The sequence below is a fragment of the Mycobacterium sp. 1164966.3 genome, from assembly GCF_001665395.1.
In the GTDB taxonomy this organism is placed as follows: domain Bacteria; phylum Actinomycetota; class Actinomycetes; order Mycobacteriales; family Mycobacteriaceae; genus Mycobacterium.
Genome location: NZ_LZSG01000015.1, coordinates 64,940 through 87,865, shown reverse-complemented (window position 1 = coordinate 87,865; position 22,926 = coordinate 64,940). Strand labels below are relative to the sequence as shown.

The following is a 22,926-nucleotide window of genomic DNA, read 5'->3' as shown; positions in this document are numbered from 1 at the left end:
GCCCCCCCCCGGGGCCCGCGCCCCCACCGCGGCCAGGGGGCCCCCGCCCCCCGGGCGCCCCGCCGCCCACCACGCCGTTTTCCCAAAGGGGGGGCCCGCCAAACGGTGGGGGGGGCCCCGCTTCTTTCAGCTGAGGCGTTCATGCGTTCCACGTAGATGGCCACGACAAGTGGCGGTGCGCTGAGGTCTCTCGATCAAGCGCTGACAATGCGTCGCAATATTCGTGGACGGCATGACAGCCATCGCTCAACGTGCTGGTTCTCTTAGACCACCCCCTTCGTAGGTTCGGAACAAGTACTGGCACTGGGCGTTTCACCTCGACCCGGAGGTGAACGCTGCCGCGGCCACACCGCGCCGCTCGGGCGTCGGACGGGAAGTTCAGTTTCCGGGGCCGACCATGCGGCCGGCCTGGGCGTGGTCGTCACGCTGACGCGCGCCCGGCCCCCAAAACGCCTGCGCGCCAGCAACTCACGGGTGACGTGCTGAGCCGGTCCGCTCGGGCGCCGCAGGCGTATCCATTCGGCCTCCACGATCGCCGACGCCTCGATGACCGCCGGACAAACCGGCTCAACCGCACTCGGAGAGTCAAGATCAATCAACATCACATCCACCTCAACTCACGAGATGACCTGCACTTGTCGATATATATTTCTGATACCAGAACACTCAGATCATTTCAAGTGTCCACGGTATCGAATTACGGCGCGCCGCACCGGAGCTCGCCGTCGCCGGGCTAACGCTTCTTCACCGATTTCGGCGGCTTGGGGCCGCGACCCTGCTGACGCGCCGCCGCGCGCCGCTCACGACGACTTCCCCCGGCGGGCACCCCGGCCGGCGTCTTGCCGCCGCCGTTGCGCTGCACCGCCGCAGAGCCGTCCTCCGACGGTCCCGAATAGGTCAGCGCGGGCGACTCGTTGTCAATACCCTTGGCGCGCAAGGTGCTCGGAGCCTCTTCGCGAGCTGCGGCAGGGGCAGGGCTCCCGCCGTCGGGCTGGGCCGAGCCGCCGGCCGCTGCGGTCGCGAATTCCTTGAGCTCTTCCGGCTCCTCGACCGGGCCCACCTGCGGGGCCGGGACGGTCTCGACGGTGACGTTGAACAAGAAGCCGACCGACTCCTCTTTCATGCCGTCGAGCATGGCCATGAACATGTCGTAGCCCTCGCGCTGGTACTCCACCAGCGGGTCGCGTTGCGCCATCGCGCGCAGGCCGATGCCCTCCTTGAGGTAGTCCATCTCGTAGAGGTGCTCACGCCATTTGCGGTCGATGACGTTGAGCAGCACGTTGCGCTCCAGCTGACGCATGGCGCCCTCGCCGGCCAACTCCTCGAGCTCGGCTTCCCTTGTGGCATAAGCGCGTTCGGCGTCTTCGAGCAGCGCGTCCAGTAGCTCCTCGCGGGTGAGGTCGTCACGCTCCGAGTCGTCGTCATGACGCGTCAGGGTCTCGTGCTCGATCCCGACCGGATACAGCGTCTTGAGTGCCTCCCAAAGTTTCGCCAGATCCCAGTCTTCGGCGTAGCCCTCGGCGGTAGCGCCGTCGACGTAGGCGGTCACGACGTCGCGGAGCATGTCGAGCGCCTGCTCTTTGAGGTTCTCGCCTTCGAGGATGCGGCGGCGCTCGGCGTAGATCACCTTGCGCTGCTGGTTCATCACCTCGTCGTACTTGAGGACGTTCTTGCGGACCTCGAAGTTCTGCTGCTCGACCTGGGTCTGCGCGCTCTTGATGGCCCGGGTGACCATCTTGGCTTCGATCGGCACGTCGTCGGGCAGGTTCAGCCGGGTCAGCAGGGTCTCGAGCGCGGCCCCGTTGAACCGGCGCATGAGTTCGTCGCCCAGGGACAGGTAGAACCGCGACTCGCCCGGATCGCCCTGCCGGCCGGAGCGGCCGCGCAGCTGGTTGTCGATGCGCCGCGACTCGTGCCGCTCGGTGCCGAGCACATACAGCCCGCCGGCCTCGATCACTTCCTTGGCTTCTTTGCCGGCCTCTTCCTTGACCTGCGGGAGCTCCTCGTGCCAGGCCGCGTCGTACTCCTCGGGTGTCTCAACCGGATCGAGTCCCCGCTCACGCAGCCGCAAGTCGGTGAGGAAGTCGACGTTGCCGCCCAGCACGATGTCGGTTCCGCGGCCCGCCATGTTGGTGGCCACAGTGATGCCGCCGCGGCGGCCGGCGACGGCGATGATGCCCGCCTCCTGCTCGTGGTACTTGGCGTTGAGCACGTTGTGCGGGATGCGCCGCTTCTGGAATTGGCGCGACAGGTACTCCGAGCGCTCCACACTCGTCGTGCCGATCAGCACTGGCTGGCCCTTTTCGAAACGCTCGGCGACGTCGTCGACCACCGCGATGTATTTGGCTTCCTCGGTCTTGTAGATGAGGTCGGACTGGTCGGTGCGGATCATCGGCTTGTTGGTCGGAATGCTGACCACGCCGAGCTTGTAGATCTCGTGCAGCTCGGCGGCCTCGGTCTGGGCCGTGCCCGTCATGCCGGCGAGCTTGTCGTAGAGCCGGAAGTAGTTCTGCAGCGTGATGGTGGCCAGCGTCTGGTTCTCGGCCTTGATCTCGACATGCTCCTTAGCCTCGATGGCCTGATGCATGCCTTCGTTGTAGCGGCGGCCGATCAGCACACGACCGGTGAACTCGTCGACGATCAGCACCTCGCCGTCGCGGACGATGTAGTCCTTGTCGCGGTTGAACAGCTCCTTGGCCTTCAGCGCGTTGTTGAGGTAGCTGACCAGGGGGGAGTTGGCGGCCTCGTAGAGGTTGTCGATGCCGAGCTGGTCCTCGACGAACTCCACCCCTTTCTCGTGCACGCCGACGGTGCGTTTGCGCAGGTCGACCTCGTAGTGGAGGTCCTTTTCCATCAGCGGCGCCAGCCGCGCGAACTCGGTGTACCAGTTGGAGGCGCCGTCGGCTGGGCCGGAGATGATCAGCGGGGTGCGGGCCTCGTCGATCAGGATGGAGTCGACCTCGTCGACGATCGCGTAGCTGTGACCGCGCTGCACCAACTCCTCGAGCGAGTGCGCCATGTTGTCGCGCAGGTAGTCGAAGCCGAACTCATTGTTGGTGCCGTAGGTGATGTCGGCGTTGTAGGCGACCCGACGTTCGTCGGGGTTCATGCTGGCCAGGATCACCCCGACCTGCAGCCCGAGGAAGCGGTGCACCCGGCCCATCCACTCGCTGTCGCGTTTGGCCAGGTAATCGTTGACTGTGACGATGTGTACGCCCTTGCCGGCCAGCGCGTTGAGGTAGGCGGGCAACACGCAGGTCAGGGTCTTGCCCTCACCGGTCTTCATCTCGGCGACGTTGCCCAGGTGCAGCGCGGCGGCACCCATCACCTGCACGTCGAAAGGCCGCTGATCGAGCACCCGCCAGGCGGCTTCGCGCGCCACGGCGAACGCTTCGGGCAGCAGATCGTCGAGGTCCTCGCCCTCTTCCAACCGCTTCTTGAACTCGTCGGTTTTCGCCCTCAGCTCGGCATCGGTGAGCTTTTCGACGTCGTCGGACAACGTGTTGACGTAGTCCGCCACCTTCTTGAGGCGCTTGACCATGCGACCTTCACCAAGGCGCAGCAACTTCGACAGCACAGTGTTGTCCCCTTTTGGGATGTTCCCCTACTGGTAGGAGTCTTCTTCGATCAGGCGACTCCCATCGTAGGTGACGAGCCGGTGCTGACCGGCGTAGCGGCGATCGCAAGCGCGGCAGCGCCGCGCGCTGCGGGTCGCCGCCAACGACCCTAGCGGCGATCGCAAGCGCGGCACCGCCGCGCGCCGCGGGTCGCCGCCGAAGACCTCGTCAGGCGAGTCTGATCAGGCCGTAATCGTAGGCGTGCCGACGGTAGACCACCGACGGCCGTTCGGTCTCCTTGTCATAGAACAAGAAGAAGTCGTGCCCGACCAGCTCCATCTCGTAGAGCGCGTCGTCCACCGACATCGGCTTGGCCTGGTGGTCCTTGACCCGGACGATGCGGCCCGGCGCATGATCGGTGCGGGCCTTGACTTCCTCGCCGTCGTGTTCCGGCGTCTCGGCGGCCTTCTTCTTGCGTGGCTTAGGGGTCTGCCCGGCCGCGGGCACCACGGCGGTGGCGGCGGCCAGTGAAACCGGGGTCTTGTCCCCGTAGTGCACCTTGCGCCGGTCCTTGACGCGACGCAGCCGGTTCTCCAGTTTGGCGACCGCGGCCTCGAATGCGGCATAGAAGCTGTCGGCGCACGCCTCCCCGCGAACTACCGGCCCGCGGCCGCGAGCGGTGATCTCCACGTGCTGACAGGATTTGCGTTGACGTCGGTTGCGTTCGTGATCGAGTTCGACGTCGAACAGGTAGATGGTCCGGTCGAACCGTTCCAGGCGAGCGAGTTTCTGCGAGACGTAAATGCGGTAGTGGTCGGGGATCTCGACGTTGCGGCCCTTGACGACGACTTCGGCATGCGACGCCGGTTCGGCCTGTTCGTCGGTGTCGGCTGGCGGTTGGTCCAGGGCCCGACTGGAATCCACGGTAAGCCTTGACATACGTGACAACTCGTTTCTCTTTTCGCGTCACACGCGCCCTGCGTGCCGGCGTTTCTGAACGCGCCGACGGGGTTGGAACGGTGCCAGATCGGTTACCGCCTCAGGCTGCCCGCCGGAGCAAGGTGTCGAATACTCACCCCCTCCCTGCGGTGGCGTTTCAACCTGGGAAATCGCGACCATAAGTCTTCCGGTGAACCAAGAACGTTGTTCTCGACGTTAGCTCGTGTTCGCCCCGGCGTGCCACCAATTTGGTGGAGCTGTTGCGAGTTCTTCACGTCTTCATGCGATCTTCTTCAGTTCGGTACACGACTCGGCTCACGCCGCCGCGAGGGTCAGGACAGCGCTCACGTGAACGCCGGCGGCGTGCAGCACCCGGACGGACTCGCGAGCCGTCGCACCGGTCGTGACGACATCGTCGACGACCATCACTTCGGTGCGCGGCGGCCGGCCCCGCAGCCGTACCCGCCCCGCGATATTGCGTTCCCGGGCCGAGGTGCCAAGGCCGACGGAGTCGCGCGCCATCGGCTTCATTCGCAATGCGTCTGCGACGGCGATGCCGGGGTGCCCCGCGGCCGCAGCCACCACCATTCGGCCGACCGGGTCACCTCCGCGCCGGCGGGCCGCCGAGCGCCGCGTCGGCGCGGGCACGATGGTCAGCGGCGCGTCGACGATGCCCCAGGACAGCAGCCGGTGAACACCGACGGCCAGCACGTATGCCAGTGGCGCGGCCAGATCGGCGCGGCCGTGTTCCTTCAGTGCCAGGATCGCCCGGCGACGGGCGCCGGCATAGCGGCCGAGCGCGAACACCGGCACCTGCGGGTCGATGCGCGGGCTCACCACGTGCGGCTGGTCGGCTCTGACGTCGAGGTCGGCGGCGCAGGCGTCGCACCATCGCGTCGATGGCGTGCCGCAGCCGCCGCATTCAAACGGCAGGATCAGGTCGAGCACACTGCCAGTGTGGTAGCAGGGGGTGACAGAGGTGGTTCATCGTGCTGACGACCGTCGTCTGTCCGCTCGCCGGGCCTGTTCTCACGGTGAGATTTCGACCGATTTTCGCCGTGCGGACACCTCCGGCGCGAGCTGCTGGGCTCGTCGTGTCAATCGGAGCCTTTGAACACCGACGGCCAGGCGAAGCTGAGCGCCCCTTGGCTCAGCCGGCTGATCAGGTCTTCGAGGTACTTCAGCGGCAACTCCATCCGCCACTCCGGCAGCAGCCCCGACAACTGCAAGGAATCCACGCCGACGCTGACATCGGTGACCAGCAGCCCGTGCGGCAGCTCCGGCAGGGCCACCCGGTAGGCGGGCATCCGGCCCGGCAACGTCCAACGCCGTTGTCCGGTAACCAACGCGCGCGGGCGCAGCCACAACGTCTTGCCCAGCACTTCGACGTCGACGTCCAAGCCGCCCCAGCCGGGCCGACGGGCCCACCGCAGCCGGGCGTTTCCGTCCTCGCACAGCTCGCCGCGCAGCTGCGGTGTCGCCCGGCGCAGCACATCGTCAAAAATGTGCGACGACACCGCCGTCGACAGCTCCGCCGGGGCGGCCACCACCAGCGGCGGCATGCCCGGACGGATGTGCAGGTTGTGCAGGACTGCATCGGCGGTCTTCAGGTGGTTGCGGTCCCATCGGACGTCGCGGGCCGCCAGCCGCACGTCGCCGAGCTGTCCGACCGCCAAACCCTGCGGATCCAGCGCCGAATCCAGCTCGGTGACGGTCAGCTTCACGTCCTGGTCCCCGATCCGCACCGTCACCTCCTTGCCGACGAGCAATTGCTGCAGCGTGAGGAACAAGGTCCGGTACGGCATCGCAGCCGCCTGGGCGGCACCCGCGGTGACCGACGGCAGCCCCGGCAGACCGCTTGAGGACCACAACGAGCCAAGCATCTCCAGCGCGCCGAAGGGGTCCTCCCAACGCAGGCGGGGAACTTTCGGCGACATCGGCAGCGCCTCCTCACGGCGAGGGTAGCCGGTGCGGTCAGCGGGCTACAACGCGCCGGCCCGCACCCGGCGATTGGTGCCCCTAACTTGGCTGGCTCTCAAGGCGAGCCCGGTAGCTGCTCGCAACTCGTCCTGCAAACAACTTCGCCAGCACCCTTCGTGGCGCCGACATGCCAGCGAGAAACCGTCTGCGCTCATCGACTGTGCATGTCTCGAGGACCATGCCGATGAATGCGACGCCGAAACCAATGTTGTGAACAGTGAGGAAGGAAGCGCCCCGTTCGGTCGTCGCGTGCCATTCCGCGTCGGTGATGCACTCGTTGATCAGCGGAACGACCCGCAACTCTTCGGCGTTGAAGTGCTCGTTGACCAACTCGGCGAGGGTTTCGATCTCGTAGATCAATTTTTGCGCGGCACTTGACTGAGGGGCACAGCCCGCGGCAGTGCAGTCAGTGTCAGCAATCCAAGCTGCCAAGCGCACCTCGACGCTACTCACCAATTTGGCCATAAGCGCATGCTCAGTCTCCATACGATCGATGTCATCTGCTCGTAGACGTACCCGTGACCGCAGTGTCGGCCACAGCAGCTCGTCCTCGGCGTGGTGGTGGTGGTGCAACGCCGCCAGCACGTTCAAAATGTGATCCGCTACGCGCTTTCGGCGCCCGTACTGCCCGGGGTGCACCTGGCGAATAAGCTCCGAAGCAGATCTCAGTTCACTGCGAAAGACTCGATGCACCATGGCCATTTCGAATGCGTCGGTTGGCATCGTCACTTCACCGACGTGTGGCGAACATCCTCGGAGTACGCCCAATCCCAGTTAGTTGCCAATCGATTCTCCTTTTGTGGGGATCGAGCGATCGTCGACTCACCCATAGCCACACCACGCATTTGGGCAACGAGATCTCTAAAAGCATTGCAATGCAATCCCTTCATGTTCTGTCTCTTTCATCCGTTGCCCTCCAAGAAGGCTGGCAGCCGGTGCAGCACCAGGTCCGGTCGTTCTTCGACAATCCAGTGCCCAACGGCATCTACCGTCTCGATCCTCAGGTCGTCCGGCATCGGCAACATGAATCGTCACATCGTCGCTTACCTCGACGAACCGGTGCACGACGCCGTCGATCGTCGGCATCGGTATTGGGCGGCCATCAGGCCGAGGTCGCCAGTCGGTGTTCCGCCTTGATCTCTTCGGCAGCACGCTCCCCAATAATTACGCATGGCGCCATCGTGTTTCCGGTGGTGATTCTGGGCATGATGGATCCATCAGCGACGCGCAGGTTTTCGGTCCCATAAACCTTGAGGCTGCCGTCGACCACGGCCAGGGGGTCGCGCCCCATCTTGGCCGTGCCCACTTGGTGCCAGTAGCTGAGCCCGGCGTCGCGCAGATAAGTCACCAGGGCTTGGCCCTTCAGGTTGCCTGGCATGACCTCCCGCTTGAAAAAGGGCTGCAGCAATGTCGAGTTGCCCAGTTCCCGCATGCCTTCAATGCATTTCACTGCGATCCGCACATCATCCGGGTGCGACAAGTTGTTGTCGACCACCCTGACGGGCTCATCGGGATCCGGACTTCTCAGCTCGACCCTTCCACGACTTTTGGGTTGTGCCAGAGCACCGAACATGGTCCACGCGGCCCCCGGTACACCGAATCGTGCGAAGTTCTCCGAGCTGGCAAGTACGAGTGCCCCGTGACAGGCAAATAGATCGGGCTGGTCGAGGCCGTCCTCACTCGGCCAAAATGTCACCGCGTTGCCCGGCTGGACGTCGAGCTGGCCACCGGGCAGTTCCCACATGCACGAGAAGCCGAGGTGATCTTGGAAGTTACGCCCTACCCCAGGCAGGTGCTGGATAGCCGGGATTCCCAAGCGTCGCAAGGTGTCTTGGTCACCAATCCCGGAAAGCAAGAGCGCCTTGGGTGTGTGAATGGCGCCCATCGATAGCACAATCTCCGTGTTGGCGAAGAACTTTCGGACTTCGCCGCGATAGGTCACCTCTATCGCGGTCGCACGGCGACGGTGGATGATCACGCGACGTACATATGCCTCTGACAGCACCGTTAGATTTGGCCGATCCATGTACGGATACGTGTAGGACCGGAAGACCGATTGGCGCTTGCCGCAGCGGGCTCGAACATCGATGATCGCCGCGCCACCCCTGCCTTCCATCATCTTTCCGTTCGGATTTTCATGTGGCGCAACGCCCAAACACCTGGCAGCTTCCACCACGGCGGCAGTGGCGGGATGGGGATTAGATTTCGGTTGCACGAAGACTGGACCGCCGCTGCCCCGGTACTGCGGGTCTGGGGCGCCATGCCAATCCTCGATGCGGCGGTAGACGTCGAGGGTCGACGCGTAGCACCAGGCGTTGTTGCCCGACTCGGCGGCGAAGAAATCCCAATCCGACTTGTGGCCGCGTGCCCACGCCATCAGATTGATGCTGGACCCGCCGCCAAGGACTTTACCCATCGACAGGATGAGCGCCCTGCCATTGAGGTGCTGGTTCGGTTCAGCCTGAAAGGCCCAGTCCGTCACGTTGCCGAGATTTTCTTGCCACAGCCGCGGCTCGCTGACGCTGGGTATGTCATCGGAGCCGCCCGCCTCCAGCAACAACACTGTTACAGCTGGGTTTTCGGCCAAACGACCGGCGATGACCGAGCCGGACGTTCCCGCACCACAGATGATGAAGTCGTAATGCTGCTTGAGGTCAGTGGTGAGGCGCTGCTGGTTTTCGCGCACGCGCTGGTCCAATTCGGCGTCCACGCTAGTGCCCTGCGCTCTGTCCGCCGTCGACGTGCAGGATTTCGCCGGTGACGAAGGACGCCGTTTCCAGATATAGCGCACCGTGCACGACGTCGGCGACGGTGCCGATCCGATTCTGGGGATGCATTCCCGCGTAGGCGGTGGCTGCGTCGGCTCTCCTGTGCATGGGCGTGTCGATGACACCGGGAGATATTGCATTGAACCGGATTCCGCGCCCGGCGTACTCGATAGCCAATGATTTGGTCACGGCAGCCAGGCCGCCTTTGGTCAGTGCCGTGAGTGCCGATGGGACGGCAGTCAGAGCTTGCTCGGTCAGAGTCGTGGTGATGTTGACCACGTGTCCGCCGTTGCCCTGGGCAAGCATCATGTCGATGACGCGTTGCGTGACGTTAAAGAAGCCCCACATGTTCACCGACGTCACCCGCGCATAGTCTTCCAGGCTGTACTGGGTGAAGGGCTTGGAGATGAAGACACCGGCATTGTTGATCAGCGTGTCGATGCGGCCAAAGCGTGTGGCCGCCTCGACAACGAGGCGCTCGGCGGTTGCTGGGTCGGCGATATCGCCTGCCACCGTGCGGACTTCAGGATGGGGCGAGTGATCGATGGTGCGCGAGTTGGCAATCACCTGGTAACCGTGCTTGCGGTACGCCTCGACCAAGCCCGCGCCGATTCCTCGTGATGCGCCAGTGATGATCGCGACGTTCTCGCCGCTGAATCTCATTTCTCCTACCCTTCTCTGACTGGTCGGCGGTTCAACCGGCCAGCTGGCGAACAATGTCAGCGACTGAACCCGTCTTGGCGTTGCGGAACGACGTTCCTGCCCACATCCCCACGCCATGCGGATCACCCAACTTCACCGCCGCCTCCTGAACGGGGCCGGTCATCATCGCGACCTGCGGGAAACCGAAAATCGCGTGAGCATCGTGGTCATCGGTGAATCGGTTGCGCAATGCGCGTGCGTAGCGTCCGGTAAACGCCCGCGTCACAACCGTTTGGGTGAATTGCGGATCACGCAATGCCGCGCGATGCACCGCATTGGTGCCCGCTTCGTCGGCGAGCAAGAGCGCCGTACCGAGCTGTACGGCGGTGGCGCCGGCCTCGCGCATCCGGGCCACATCGTCTGGTGTTCCGAGACCACCGGCTGCGACGACGGGACAATCGAAACACGCGACCAGGCTGGCCACCAGATCATCGAGCGAACAGCGGGGCGGTGCGTCGAGCACGTCAAAGGTTGCGCGGTGCCCGCCCGCGTCGGGCCCCTGCACCACCAAGGCATCCACGCCGCAGCTGAGCGCTATCATCGCTTCTCGAACGGATGTGACCGTGGCCATAATCGTGATGCCGAGACCGCCGAGGCGCCCACACTGCATTTCGCTCGGCGAACCGAACGTGAATGACACAACCTCGGGCCGCAGGTCGAATACCACGTCGAGCTTCGCTGCCCAGTCGTCGTCGTCATGATGCGGTTCGCCAAGCGCTACACCATAGCGTTCGGCCTCCTGCATCAAGGCTGCCGCGAACGCTTCCAACTCCGCCGGCAAAGACATCGGCCGTTGGGGCACAAACAGATTCACACCAATCGGACCCGGCGTCTGCCGCCGCGCCGCGAGTATGTCGTCGGCCAACTCTTCGGCCGACAACATGCCGGCTGCGAGAAACCCCAGACCGCCCGCATTGGTTACCGCGGCGGCCAACGCAGGTGTCGTCGGACCGCCTGCCATCGGTGCGCCCAGCACCCGAAGGCTCAGTTCGGCCAAGGAGAATCGGTCAAACACAGTGAGCCTTAAGCATATTCGAGTGTGATATTGCTGAAAGCGCGTGGGCGTCAACGACCACCACGCTGTTGTACTCCAAACGGATCCAGCCGCGATGTTCAAATTCGCGCAACGTGTCGCAGATCGTCTCGGGAGCAACGCCCACAAGAAGCGAAAAGTCCTCCAATGTCAGGTCATGCACAACCCGGACCGCTTCGCCCTCTCGCCGGCCAAACCGCTTCCTCAACAACAGCAGCTGATTCGCAACACGGTTCTGGGCATCAGCAAAGGCGAAGTCCACCAACGAGTTCGTCGACGCCTTCACCCACCGCGCGAATAGACGCAGCACCTGATCACTGAATTCTGGACGCTCGGCTATCCAAAGCAGAAACTGTGCGCGTTCTATCGCCACTGCCACAACTGTGGTAAGGGCGGTTGCGTCGATTTCATGTGCTTCCGGATCGAAAAGCGTCATGGCACCAAACATTTCTCTGGGCCCTAAGATGGTCAACACCACCTCCCCGCCTTCAGGGTGACGGTAAGCGACCTTGACCTTTCCAGAGATGATGATGTAGACGCGGCCACCGCGGCTACTTTGCGCAACCATGATTTCTCCTGGCAAGAATTGCACGGGCTCAAGCTGCTCCGCTACGGCGAACAGACTCTCAGGATCGAGCTTGCTGAATAATCCCGACGCGATCAGCGCCTGGTATACATCGGAGCTTCCGCGACCGTCGTGCCGTCTTTCAGTCAGTGGATGATCAACGCGATTCCCATTGAGATCCTTCGGGTCGATATCTTGGTTCGCTGTGTTGCTCATCGAGGAGCAACCGTGGGACGTGCGTAAAGTTCGTGATTGCAACCCTTTTGTGGCCGGTTGCCCATCCATACCTAACGCATACCTACGCCGCGTCGTCGACAGCCGGAAGATCGGCGTCGCTATCCAGAATGCCGACGCGAGCACTGTGACCGCGGCCCGAATCATGAAACTCACGTTATGGAGGCGACTGCTGATCGACTAGCCACCGCACGAAGCACTGTGGCCGGTTTGCGCATCCTGGAATGACGCGGTACCACTAAACCGTCGACTGCAGCCCGAGCACTCGGAGGTCGCCGACGTGTTGGCGGTAATCGCTTTAGTGAGTGCGGATGTCGTTGCCCATAACGACTTTCGCGTCTTGGAGGATTCGAGGAGCCGATCGGTGAGTGCCATCGACCCATTTGTCGGCTACTCGGACTGCTGTAGTTGTGCAGCCTCGGCAGCAACGAGTACTGGCCAGCCGCTCGGGCAGGGCCAGCAGGAGGTCTCCAGCGGGGACGAATCAGCCAGTTGAGCTGTTTGTCAATTCCCATGTGTCATCGTGTGGATTCATTACTTAGTAGGTGTCGAATCCGTCGCTGGCTTCTGCGGAAATCGTGTCGATGACCTCCACGGGTAGGTCCTCGCAGTGCGCACGTTGACGAATGCTCTCGGCGTGAAGAAACTCCGAAAGCGATCTCGGGAGGAAGCTATCCAGCGCCGCGTTGCGCCTACTGCATCGAGCGCCAGTAGCACGCTCCGAACCGTGCGTCGACATGACGCAAGGCACAGACGCTGTCGGCCGATCTCGAAAACGTTCGATTGACGCTCATGGCCCCTACGTGCTTCCCGGACGGCGCGGTTCGCGAGCGACCAACGGAAACCCTGAGAAACACGGGTCACGCCGTTGCATTAAGGGTCCGTTGGTCCTCGTCAGCGAAGGTGTCCTCAAGTTGTAGCGGCGAGTAGTCCACATCGATTTCTTCGACCTGTCGCCCCCGGGCGCTGCTGATCGTGCCGAATCGTCGCATCCCCTTGTCGCTGGAATACTGCAAGAACTCGTCGAGCGACAAGCCGAACGGCATGTCATTACCGTAGGCTGCAAAGCTTTCTTCGGTGAGACGCAGTGCCAGCGGGATGAGCTCGTTCATTCTGGTTTCGAACACCGTCCAGTTGGCGTCGTCGGCGGCGACGTGGCGTCGACAAGTGAAGGTGCCCCATGCCATGTGGCGCCGCTCGTCGTCGCCGATGCGCCGAACGAGCTCCTGCATACCGGGAAGAACGCCACGCTCCGCGCAAATCTTGTGCCAGGCATAGTATCCCGTCAGCGCAAGCATCCCCTCGACGACGTGGTTGTAGACAACCGAGGCACGAACTTGGGCCGCCGGTGAAGGATCGATCGTAAGAGTCGCCAGCGAGTCCGGAAGTTCCTCGCTGAATAATTGCCGGTAAGCCGGCATCACGTCGAGATAGCCGTGCAGGTCCTCGTTCATTCCAACGGCATCGAGCCACATGCGAAAACCCTGGGTGTGTTTAGCCTCCTCGAACGCGAACTGGGTCAGATACATCTCGTCGCTCAGCCGCCCTTCGGCCCGCATCGCAGCCATGAACGGCTGGATATCCTTCGTGACGGCCTCCTCGCCGGCGACGAACTGCGCGCACAGCCGCGCTGCATAGTCGCGTTCACGGTCGGACAGCGCTTCCCAGTCGGCTCGGTCGCGGGTCAAGTCGATATCGGCGGGATTCCAAAACTTCGCGCTGCCGCCGGCGAACAGCCTGAGCGGCAGGCTGTCCCAGTTGAGACCGCCCTTATCGAGCGAGCCATAACGTGCCCGTGTCATCTGACCTCCTTAGATCAGAGGGCTGACCACATAGGGTGCCCCAGGGGTAGGAACCCAGCCGACGCTAACGGGGCCTTCGGACACCGACTAGCCGCTGCACGCGGGACTCTGGCCATCGCGCGCAGGAGCGAACTCGGCTTCGGCGACGAGACCGGTGCGGGTAATATTCTCTCTGGCATCAGTGCTTTGTGGACTGTTACCCACTGGTGTGCTTTGGAAGGTGGGAAGGGCTGACCGAGAAGGACCGACGGACAGCTACCGTTTCGGATACTTGTGCATGGACGACGGCGGACGCGTTCGACGATTTCGCCGTCCTGTGCTGCCCGGATCCGCACCTCAATCTTTTGAGTGACCCAAACTCGTTTTCGCTTAGGCAGCGGGCCCGTCGTATGGGTCCGATCGTCTTCGTTGACCTCGTCGCCGGCTCCGACATGTCACTGGATTCCGGTGAGCAGTGCAGCGGGTATCGCGTTAATTTCGTGCGGTCGGGCCACCTGGAGGCAACTTATCGAGGCTCATCGCTGAGCGCCGGCCCCGGTACTGTCGCCGTATACCAACCCGAGGGGCTGGCCGTAGCGCGATGGGCAGCGGGCAGCCGGATGCTAGGCATAAAGATCGACAGTAGAGCTGTCGATGATGCGCTTCGTGACGCGCTCGGTCGGCAGGTGACACGTCAACCTGACTTCGCAAAAACCATGCCAACCGAGGCGGCGCTGACGCAGAGCTGGGTAAGCATGGTATTGACGTTCGCGCACCAGCTTTTTCGGCCGGACAGTCTTCTCAATCAACCGATGGTCGGGTTGCCAGTTGTCGACGGCATCGTGCACGGGTTCTTATTGGCTGCTGACCACGCCCACCGCGAAGCCCTCATCGAAGACCCGCGGCTGGTCGCACCTCACGCGATTCGTACTGCAGTCGACATTATCGAGGCGGAAGCACAGTTGCCGTGGACGCTGTCCTCGATCGCCGCACGTTGCCACGTAAGTGTGCGTTCGCTACAGCAAGGCTTCGAGCGCTACCTGGGGACATCGCCGATGGCGTATCTGCGGCAAGTTCGATTGCGAAGGGCACACCAGACGCTGGTGGAGTCTGACCCCTCAGAGGTCACCGTGGCCTCAGTTGCGCACCGTTGGGGATTCACTCATCTTGGTCGGTTCGCCGCTGCGCACGCCGAGCGATATGGCGAGCCGCCTTCGGAGACACTGCACCGCAACACATTTGCGCGCTAGGACGCAAATTGGCCGGATTAGTGCGCGCATCGGCTAGCCGGCCCGCAGCCACCGCAATACTGTCGAAGTCATGCCTGAGCGCGGAACGGCCTTGCGCAGGCTGGGTTTCCTCACCATAGGTCGATTCGACGAGGCCGATCCGGGACCTGGTCACGAAGAGACACTGCGGATGATGGTGCGTGCGGAGGCGCTCGGCTTCGACAGTGTTTGGGTACGGCAACGGCATCTTCAAGCGGGAGTCTCTTCACCAATCGCGCTGCTTGCCGCCGCCAGCCAGCGCACCAGCCGAATCGAGTTGGGCACCGCGGTGATTCCGCTCGGCCTGGAGAACCCTCTACGGCTGGCCGAAGATTTGGCCACGGTCGACATCTTGTCCGGTGGCCGGCTCAACGTGGGCGTTTCAGTTGGCATTCCCCTGCTTTACGAACACTTCAAGACGGCGCTGTATCCCGAGACCCACGAGCTGGAGAACTTCACAAAAGCACGCGTTGAACGACTTGTGGCATGTCTGCGTGGTGATCCCGTCAGCGCCTTCCACGGGACCTTCGGCAACGACGAGTTCTACCGTCATGTTCAGCCTCACTCGCCGGGTCTGGCCGGGCGGGTCTGGTACGGCGGTGGGTTGATTTCCGCGGTGTGGGCAGCAACCCAGGGACTCAACTACCTCACCGCCAACCTGGTTAGCAGCGAAGGAGCCGAATCAAATGACTTCGCCACGATTCAAGCCGGGCATATCGACGCCTTCCGCACCCACCATCCCAGCCCCGAAACTGCCCGCATCTCACAAAGTTTGGTAATAATACCGACCGACTCGGCGACGCGGAAGCAGCTTGCCAAGTACCGCGCGTATGCCGAAAGCCGATCTGAGCGCACGCTGAAACCCCAGGGCCCACGGGGGATGATTGTCTCTCCCGATTATGTTGGTACATCGGACGAAATCGCCGATGTACTGTACGCCCATCATGGATTTCAGCGCGTAGATGAGATGGCTTTCGCATTGCCCCACGGCTTCGATGAAGACGATAACGTGCAAATCATCACCGACGTGGCCGAGAAACTGGGACCGAGGCTGGGCTGGATTCCAGCTCAACCGAGTAATGGGCGGCCATCCGCACAGCACGCCACGTCTGACGTCTAAGTGATCATGAAAGCACCGCCGTCACGCAGTAGTTGAGGCAAGCGAGCACCACGATTAACCATTCTCGGCTCTCGACACCGGACAGTTACCGGGTTCTGTTCGGTGAATCTGGCGCAGCGCTTTCCGACACAGAGTGGATCGCTGCGGTGAACAGCTCACTTCCACCTAATCTTTCGTCGCTCAATGCGCGATTCGAATCGGGATCTCGTTCAGACAAGTGCCTTCAAATCTCCTATGAGCCCGGACACCAATACTTTTCGTTCGTAAGTCTCAGTGGTGGGGCAATCGCCGAGATGCTGGACCAAGCTGCGACACACTGCGGTACCTTCGTAACAAGCCACGTCTGCCATACGCTGACAATACGGGTCAACTACTTACGAGCAGGCACCGGAAGTGTTTTCATTGCCACCGCTCGGATACTAGAGATGATTACCAGCTCGGCGGTGGTCAGAGCCGATTTGGCAGGCGATCGAGGAAGGCGAATCGCTTCGGCGTCCGTCGCCGTGCAGTTGGTCAGAGACGCCAAAAGGCATGCATAAAACGCCCGCGCGGCGAGGCTGACGTCAGCAAAACTTACGCGATAGACCTTGACGGTCGTCTGATCGCCGGGTCGGCCGGCCGGCGCAGAGTTATGGCTGGTCGCTCACCATAGCGAGCTGCATGCGCGGCGGCGAAACGTCCCAAATTGGCAAAGCCCCAACGAAATGCGACCGACGCGACTGTATCTACCGATGGATCGGAGGCCTCTAGGTCCTGGTGGGCGCGGCGCAGCCGAACCTCCCGCAAATACGCCGTGGGTGTAGTACCGACGTGTGCTCGGAAGCCTTGCTGCAGGGAGCGCACACTCACATAGCTGCGCGCGGCTAGTGCCGAGATGGTTAGTGGCAGGTGTGCTTCCGTTTCGATGATGTCGATCGCCGCGCGGATGGCGCGCGGCGGAGGGTCGATCGCCCCGCCTACCAAGGTTGCGCGGTATGAGTGGTCCGTGGCTAACAACAGGCCGCGGACTACACCCTCCGCGAATGGCATTCCGACCATTGGCTGATGCAGGATACTGCTAGGCCGGAAAAGCTGCTCGGTGAACAGCGACACCAGGTTAATCCAGCTACGCACCGCTTGACTTGTGGTCCGCATGAAGGGCTCCAAGTCAATTTGGGAACTTACCGAGCGCCCGATCGCATCTGCGAGAGCGTCTTCGACGGCGTAACGATCGATCATCACAGCTAGCAAACGGCCGACATAACCAGGGACGCCGGCTTGTCCCTCCGGCCGATACACCCCGACCGAACCAGGCCCCACTACGAGGGGGACATTGCTATCCATCCCAGCCGAAGAAGTCGCGACCGGCAGAGTGACATGGTAATGCGGACGAATTTCGCCACCGTTCACCCAGACTTCATCGTGAAAATCAATGTCTAGCACGGTAATCGGGCCGAGTCGACGCCTGCGATGGGTGAACGAAAGCCCCCCCGCGTCTTCCAGCGGGCCGATATCTGGCCACCAGGATGACTCCAACTTGCTGTGGCGTAGCTCGCCGAAGTCGTCCAACGACTGCACGGTAACCCAAGGGTTGGCGTCATCCGGCCGGACAGCCGGCGCGTTCTGCTCTCTCATCCGCATCGGCTTCTTCGTCCTGCGCTGAACGTCCTGCGACGCAATGTCTTCAGCGGCGGTTCACCGTACCGGGCATTGTGGGCGGCGGCGAACCGGCCGAGATTGGCGAAACCCCCATGGCAAGCAACGGAGGCCACGGTGACTGTCGATGGATCAGACTCGAGCAAGCTCTGGTGTACTCCACGCAATCGCACCTCGTGCAAATACCAGCGCTGTCCGCAATCCATCGACATATCAGACCCGACGACTTTAGCCAGGGTGACCGACCCTATGCGGCCCGCCCGCTGCGTGAGGACGAATGATTCGGAATCTCTCACCAAATGGAGGTCGCGCTCGCCGCAGCACGAAAATCCAAAATTATCGAATCCTGTTGTCGCGCAGGTATGCATACCGGAAGCATCCACTGTGGGCCGTTCCGCCACTCCGTCGCCTCACTCACTTTCTGTAGTAATATCTCATCCACATTCCGCATTCCACGCTAGCGCCGCCGGAACCGGTTCGATATCCCGCTGCCACAAATTTGCGCAATCTGGGCATAAACGTGCGCAATCTGGCTAGTCGGCGTGCCGGGCCCACCCAATCACCGACTGACGACCAAGTCCCCGCCGCCCGGGCTACCAACACGGGGCTGAGGACTTCAGCATCTGGTTGTCAATCGAACAACCTATGCCGACAACGCCTTTGGGTTGAACCCCCCGTAGGCTTATGGCATCCACGGCGACGAGGCTATGGTCCACTCCCGACTCACCGGATCGCCTCCCTGCGCGAGGTTGTGCCCAATTCACGCAGAGTCGGTGCAGCAGCGGCAAGCCCGGAAGCACTGCGGTGCAAGGTCTCGGTCGGCGTCTCACCATAGCGAGCCCCATGGGCGGCCGCGAACCGGCCGAGGTTGCTGAAACCCCATTGATACGCAATCGAGGCCACCGTAACCGCCGACGGATCGGCCCTGAGCAACGTCTGGTGGGCCCGGCGCAGTCGGACCTCGCGCAGATAAGCCATCGGGGAAGTGCTCAAATGACGTCGGAAGCCATGCTGTAGTGATCGAACACTGACATGACAACGCGCGGCGATCGAGGACAGCGTCAAGGGCGAATCTGCTTCCTCTTCAATGATTTCGATCGCCTTACGAATAGCGCGGGGTGCACCCGTCCGTTCATCTCTGAAGAGGGCGTCCCGGTGGAGGTGCTCCGCGGCGAGCAGGAACCCCCGCACCAGGCTGTCGACGAATGGCAAGCCGACCAGCGGTTGGTTCAGTACGGTTTCTGGCCGGAACAACTGCTCCTTGAGCAGCATCACCATGTTGATCCAGCTACGGGTAGTTGTCGAATTTGTCGGCATGACGGGCGCGAAGTCGGGTTGAGCCGTCACATGCCGACCAAGTGCATCGCTGAGCGCATCATCGACAGCCGATCGGTCCACTTTCAAAGAGATCAATCTGGTGCCAGCCGTCCAATGCCCTGCAGTGTGGCCCTCCGGCCCATACACGGAGGCCACGCCGGGCCCGGTGGTGAGAGACGATCCCCGATACACACCCTGGACGCGGCCGGACAGCGGAACAACAATTCGATAGGCACCGCACATTTCGCCGGCGTCCATTGAAATATCGGCGCCGAGGACGATTTCGGAGACCGTGACGAAACCCATCCGGCCCACCCGCTGAATAAGAGAGAATTCGTCGGGATCACTCAGCAGATGTAGGTGAGGTTGGCCGCAGCACACCAGGGCAAAGTCGTCGAACCCCTTGGCCGGCGTCCATAGGCGCGAATCGGCAGTGTCGGCAGTCGGTCCTTCCGTCGCTGGGTCGCCTTCGCTCACCGTCTGCAGATCCCCTCTTCGCGCGGCGCACGCAACGCTAGCTCCGCTGAATTTGCCGCGCTAGGCCGCGAGCACCACTCTGCGCGCTCCGTCCAGAGCATTGCGCTAATCGGCTAGGGCGTCCGGCGGGTATCCCACTACCGTCGGGATCGTGCTATCCAAACCATCGTCGACACCAGCGGCAAGCCCGTGAGCAGGAAGGAATCTCTTTCCGCCCAGTCCTTTTCAGATCAAGAGCTGAGCGCGCTAAACAGTCGGCTCGTCGGTGACGTGGTGAATCCGCGCCATCCTCACTCCAGTTCCAACGTCGAATCGGGAACTACATGATTGAGCGCAACCCCGCGGTAGTGCTTCGGTGCGCTACCGACACAGATGTTGCCAAGGGCGGTTCCCTCGACGAAATCAGCGGCTGCATCGAAAGTCTCGTCGAGTCAGCAACACGATTGCCCAACGAGCTCTCGGCCATCGAGTTCGGTTATCAACGCGGCGCCCAGGATGGGCTTCGCGAAGACGACACCGCATTCACTGACCGTCAGTCTGATTACCTCATCAACGTGCTGGGACGCTGGCAGACCGGCGGCTTGTGCTCGAATTTCATGGCTGTCGACGACGGCGACCGAGTCCAGGACGCTTACCGCGGCGGGAAATACGAACGGCTGGCAGTGATCAAGACCAAATACGATCCGGACAACATATTCTGCAGTAATCCAAACATTCTGCCTGCCAAGGCAACCGAGTGACCATGCGCCTCGGCTTGGTTCCGGACAACCCGGAAGAACGGGAAGCCCTGGCGTCTATACGGGTGCCAGTGCCATTCTTTGAAACCCACTACGCATTCGGTCTTGCCCGTACGGTCATGGCGGCAACCAAGCTTGGTGTCTTCGAATCATTGGATCGGCAGGCCGAGACCGTCACGGAAATCGCCAACCGCTGTCGAACCGACCCAGAAGCAACACAGAAACTCCTGACTGCGCTCGCGGGATCCGGCTACGTGTATGTCCACAATGGCCAATACGCGTTGACGCCAATGGCGCGTCACTGCCTGCTGGCGGGAACTCCCGACTCGCTCGTCGACACCGTGCTGTTCGCGTTCGACGAGTGGGATCTGATGGACCACCTCGAAGACTAGCTGCGCACAGGCAACGCCATCGATGTGCACCGGCACATCACTGATGAGCAGTGGCACCGTTATCAGCGCTCGATGCGCGCGCTGGCCGGCCAGACGGCATCACAAGCCGCACAGACTATTCCGGTCCCGTGCGGCGCATCCGACATGATCGATATCGGCGGCTCACATGGCTACTATTCGGTCGCACTCTGCCGGCTTCATACCTGCTTGCGATCGGTGGTACTAGACCTGCCTGAGGCGGTCAGGGGGGCCGCACCGCTGCTGGCTGCCGAGAAGATGGGCAATCGTGTCGTGCATCTTGAAGCTGACGCGTTGACGCACGAATTCGGTATCGAGACCTATGATTTGGCGCTGCTGTCCAACCTCGCACACCACTTCAGCGCGGCGCAGAACGCCTACTTGTTAGCCCGGTTGAGTCGGGCATTGCGGCCGGGCGGCGTCCTCGCGGTCATCGAACCCATCCGAACCGAACACGGCGACGGCATGGGTCAGTTCAGCGCATTGAGCGAACTCTACTTCGGCATGACAAGTCGATCCGGTACCTGGACAGCGCGTCAAATCGCCGAGTGGCAGCGCGATGCAGGGTTGCGACCGGCGCCGGAACCGATTCCCCTGAGGAGCGGCAATCTCGGTCTACAGCTCGCCACGAAGCCTAAGTCAGCCAGGTAATACCGGTGCCGCGCCCGGCGCCATCAGCCCGGGCACCTCCAGCCAGCCCTGCTGGCTTTCGGCAACCGAGGCCGAATACTGCAGCACTCCTTGCGGGGCTCCGACGTAGACCGTCGACGGGTTGGCCGCGATCGAGAACAGCGGAATCGCCAACCCGCGGGCCGGCGCATCGGAGTTCACCCCATCGAGGTTCACATAAGACACCGGGTGAGTGGCATCGTTGCGGGTCACCACGATGTCGTCGCCGGTTCGCCAGTACAGCGACACCACCGAGGCACCCAACCCAAACCCCAGCCGCCGCGGATAGGTCAGCGCGAACTGGCCGGCCTGGGTCTGCTCGACGCCCGCCAGGATCACTTCCCCGGCGATCACCATCGCGGCGCGGGTCCCGTCCCGGGACAGCTGCAGATCGGTGATCGGCCCCGGAAAGCGGCTGGCCACCGCCGCGGAATCGACCGGGATACGCGCCGGCTGTCCCGACGCCGGCTCCGGGATCGCCCGCAGCACATTGTTGGAGTCGACCACCACCCAGACGGCGTCGTCCAGCGCCCAGCTGGGGCGCGAGAGGCTGTGCCCGTCGGCGGACTGGACGGCCTCGCCCCCGAGGTCTCCGATCCACAACGAAGCGGCCATGTCCGGGGCGCCGCGTCGCAGCGTCACCACGGATGCCACCTGGCGCCCACTGCGCGACAGGGCCGCACCCGTCTGGTCGCCCATGCGTCCGAAGGCCCCGGCCAGCGGAGTGACGCGCTGTGCGTCCACTCCGACCAATGATCCGTTCACCAGCGCGTGCAGGCCCGCGCCGGCGCCGTCGGCCACACCCGGGTCGGTGGCGGCGACATCGGAGGTGTTCCACCCCTCGGCGAACCTGTCGTCCAGCGGAGCTCCGTCGGCGTTGATCACGTACGGCCCGCGGATGTCGGCCCGCGCCAGGGTCCAAATGATCTGTGCGGCAAGCAATTGCCTGCTGTGCGGATCGGTGGTGGTCAGTTTCTCCAGATCGATCCGCGCCCCGCCGTAGCCGCTGCCGATGCCGTTCTTGCCTCCGTCGGCCCGGGTTACCGGTCCGCGCAGCCGCAGTGGCGGGGCCAGCAGGTTGCGCACGGTGCGCGCCATCTCCGGGCGCGGCCCGGCCAGCAGTTTGGAGACGAGTTCGGTGGCCAGCTGGTCATGGTCGGACACCGCGACATAGCGCGGGTCGGGAACCACGGTCTTGCCGGTGGGGTCGGCGAAATACAGGGTGTTGCGTTTGTACGTCGCCTGAAATTGTTGCCAGTCCAGGAAGACCCCGTTGGGCAGACGGTCGATTCGCCAGCCACCCGACGTCTTGACCAATTCGATCTGACCGGGGTCGGGCAGCACACCCTCGGCGGTCTCGAACACCCCCACGTCGGACAGCGAGCCCAGGATGTCGGCCCGCATCGACGCCGTAACACGTTCGGCGGCACGGGTTTCGACGAAAACCACATGGTCGATCAGCAGTGCGCTACCGGCGTCGTCCCAGGAGTTGGAGGCCGATTGGGTGAGGAACTGGCGCGCCGCCAGATGCCGGTTGGCGGGGTCGGCGGTGGCCTTGAGGAATTCGCGCAGCAGCACGTCGGGATCCATGCCCGGGGTGGGCTTGGGCAGATTCGACGGCGCCGGTCGCTCGATGGTGCCGATGGCCTGCGGGGCCGACGAACTTGGCACTCCCGCGCAACCGGCGAGCAGGACGGCCGCGCAAACCAGCCGCATCGTCGTCAGCAACCGTCG

19 protein-coding genes and 1 pseudogene are annotated in these 22,926 nt (G+C 62.9%); 6 read left to right on the top strand and 14 right to left on the bottom strand.

Annotated features, from left to right (window positions below):
• Positions 1 to 733: 733 nt before the first annotated feature.
• From secA to A9W99_RS05865, 11 genes and pseudogenes are all read right to left on the bottom strand, one after another.
• The gene (secA, locus tag A9W99_RS05915; RefSeq protein ID WP_067374758.1) at positions 734 to 3,577 is read right to left on the bottom strand and encodes a preprotein translocase subunit SecA; all 2,844 of its coding nucleotides are present in this window, start codon (positions 3,575 to 3,577) and stop codon (positions 734 to 736) included.
• A 208-nt stretch (positions 3,578 to 3,785) separates the two neighbouring features.
• Complete coding sequence (hpf, locus tag A9W99_RS05910) at positions 3,786 to 4,496, bottom strand: ribosome hibernation-promoting factor, HPF/YfiA family (protein WP_082929845.1); 711 nt, start codon at positions 4,494 to 4,496, stop codon at positions 3,786 to 3,788.
• Positions 4,497 to 4,811: 315 nt separating this feature from the next.
• Positions 4,812 to 5,444, bottom strand: coding sequence for a ComF family protein (locus A9W99_RS05905; RefSeq protein ID WP_067374754.1), 633 nt, complete (start codon positions 5,442 to 5,444; stop codon positions 4,812 to 4,814).
• 149 nt (positions 5,445 to 5,593) lie between these two features.
• The gene (locus A9W99_RS05900) at positions 5,594 to 6,433 is read right to left on the bottom strand and encodes a hypothetical protein (RefSeq protein WP_067374752.1); all 840 of its coding nucleotides are present in this window, start codon (positions 6,431 to 6,433) and stop codon (positions 5,594 to 5,596) included.
• A gap of 82 nt (positions 6,434 to 6,515) precedes the next feature.
• Positions 6,516 to 7,199: a hemerythrin domain-containing protein gene (locus tag A9W99_RS05895; protein WP_156622959.1), complete on the bottom strand. Its 684-nt coding sequence runs from the start codon at positions 7,197 to 7,199 to the stop codon at positions 6,516 to 6,518.
• Positions 7,200 to 7,378: 179 nt separating this feature from the next.
• Positions 7,379 to 7,483: pseudogene (locus A9W99_RS27530) on the bottom strand (alpha/beta hydrolase); the annotation flags it as partial.
• 95 nt (positions 7,484 to 7,578) lie between these two features.
• Positions 7,579 to 9,186, bottom strand: a complete 1,608-nt coding sequence (locus A9W99_RS05890; RefSeq protein ID WP_067374748.1) for a GMC family oxidoreductase — start codon at positions 9,184 to 9,186, stop codon at positions 7,579 to 7,581.
• A 1-nt stretch (position 9,187) separates the two neighbouring features.
• Positions 9,188 to 9,907, bottom strand: a complete 720-nt coding sequence (locus A9W99_RS05885) for an SDR family NAD(P)-dependent oxidoreductase (RefSeq protein WP_067374746.1) — start codon at positions 9,905 to 9,907, stop codon at positions 9,188 to 9,190.
• A gap of 31 nt (positions 9,908 to 9,938) precedes the next feature.
• Positions 9,939 to 10,961: a nitronate monooxygenase family protein gene (locus tag A9W99_RS05880; protein ID WP_256389937.1), complete on the bottom strand. Its 1,023-nt coding sequence runs from the start codon at positions 10,959 to 10,961 to the stop codon at positions 9,939 to 9,941.
• Positions 10,954 to 11,760, bottom strand: coding sequence for a Crp/Fnr family transcriptional regulator (locus A9W99_RS05875; protein WP_172828815.1), 807 nt, complete (start codon positions 11,758 to 11,760; stop codon positions 10,954 to 10,956). Before A9W99_RS05875 ends, A9W99_RS05880 begins: the two co-directional genes overlap by 8 nt.
• Positions 11,761 to 12,638: 878 nt before the next feature.
• Complete coding sequence (locus A9W99_RS05865; protein WP_067374742.1) at positions 12,639 to 13,580, bottom strand: R2-like ligand-binding oxidase; 942 nt, start codon at positions 13,578 to 13,580, stop codon at positions 12,639 to 12,641.
• Positions 13,581 to 13,768: 188 nt separating this feature from the next.
• Between A9W99_RS05865 and A9W99_RS05860 the strand changes: the two genes are divergently transcribed.
• The 3 genes from A9W99_RS05860 (at position 13,769) to A9W99_RS27695 (ending at position 16,486) form a co-directional block, all read left to right on the top strand.
• Entirely contained in the window at positions 13,769 to 14,809 is a 1,041-nt protein-coding gene (locus tag A9W99_RS05860; RefSeq protein ID WP_371514926.1) for an AraC family transcriptional regulator, read from the top strand.
• A 70-nt stretch (positions 14,810 to 14,879) separates the two neighbouring features.
• Positions 14,880 to 15,947 (top strand): LLM class flavin-dependent oxidoreductase, encoded by a 1,068-nt coding sequence (locus tag A9W99_RS05855; RefSeq protein ID WP_067374738.1) that lies wholly within the window; start codon positions 14,880 to 14,882, stop codon positions 15,945 to 15,947.
• Positions 15,948 to 16,093: 146 nt separating this feature from the next.
• Positions 16,094 to 16,486, top strand: coding sequence for a hotdog domain-containing protein (locus A9W99_RS27695; RefSeq protein WP_156622958.1), 393 nt, complete (start codon positions 16,094 to 16,096; stop codon positions 16,484 to 16,486).
• A gap of 34 nt (positions 16,487 to 16,520) precedes the next feature.
• Here the strand turns inward: A9W99_RS27695 and A9W99_RS05850 are convergent, their stop codons facing one another.
• Both A9W99_RS05850 and A9W99_RS05845 read right to left on the bottom strand, forming a co-directional pair.
• Complete coding sequence (locus A9W99_RS05850) at positions 16,521 to 17,561, bottom strand: AraC family transcriptional regulator (RefSeq protein ID WP_172828813.1); 1,041 nt, start codon at positions 17,559 to 17,561, stop codon at positions 16,521 to 16,523.
• A gap of 744 nt (positions 17,562 to 18,305) precedes the next feature.
• Positions 18,306 to 19,376, bottom strand: coding sequence for an AraC family transcriptional regulator (locus tag A9W99_RS05845; RefSeq protein ID WP_067374734.1), 1,071 nt, complete (start codon positions 19,374 to 19,376; stop codon positions 18,306 to 18,308).
• Between the two features lie 323 nt (positions 19,377 to 19,699).
• Between A9W99_RS05845 and A9W99_RS05840 the strand changes: the two genes are divergently transcribed.
• The 3 genes from A9W99_RS05840 (at position 19,700) to A9W99_RS05830 (ending at position 21,174) form a co-directional block, all read left to right on the top strand.
• Positions 19,700 to 20,116: a BBE domain-containing protein gene (locus tag A9W99_RS05840; protein ID WP_067374732.1), complete on the top strand. Its 417-nt coding sequence runs from the start codon at positions 19,700 to 19,702 to the stop codon at positions 20,114 to 20,116.
• 2 nt (positions 20,117 to 20,118) lie between these two features.
• Entirely contained in the window at positions 20,119 to 20,505 is a 387-nt protein-coding gene (locus A9W99_RS05835; RefSeq protein WP_067374730.1) for a methyltransferase dimerization domain-containing protein, read from the top strand.
• 72 nt (positions 20,506 to 20,577) lie between these two features.
• Positions 20,578 to 21,174 carry a class I SAM-dependent methyltransferase gene (locus A9W99_RS05830; protein WP_156622955.1) on the top strand — a complete coding sequence of 199 codons (597 nt, stop codon included), beginning with the start codon at positions 20,578 to 20,580 and terminating at the stop codon, positions 21,172 to 21,174.
• On the opposite strand, the gene lpqB is transcribed toward A9W99_RS05830, so the two are convergent.
• Positions 21,163 to 22,908 (bottom strand): MtrAB system accessory lipoprotein LpqB, encoded by a 1,746-nt coding sequence (gene lpqB / locus A9W99_RS05825; RefSeq protein WP_253869620.1) that lies wholly within the window; start codon positions 22,906 to 22,908, stop codon positions 21,163 to 21,165. The genes A9W99_RS05830 and lpqB overlap by 12 nt on opposite strands.
• Between the last annotated feature and the right edge of the window lie 18 nt (positions 22,909 to 22,926).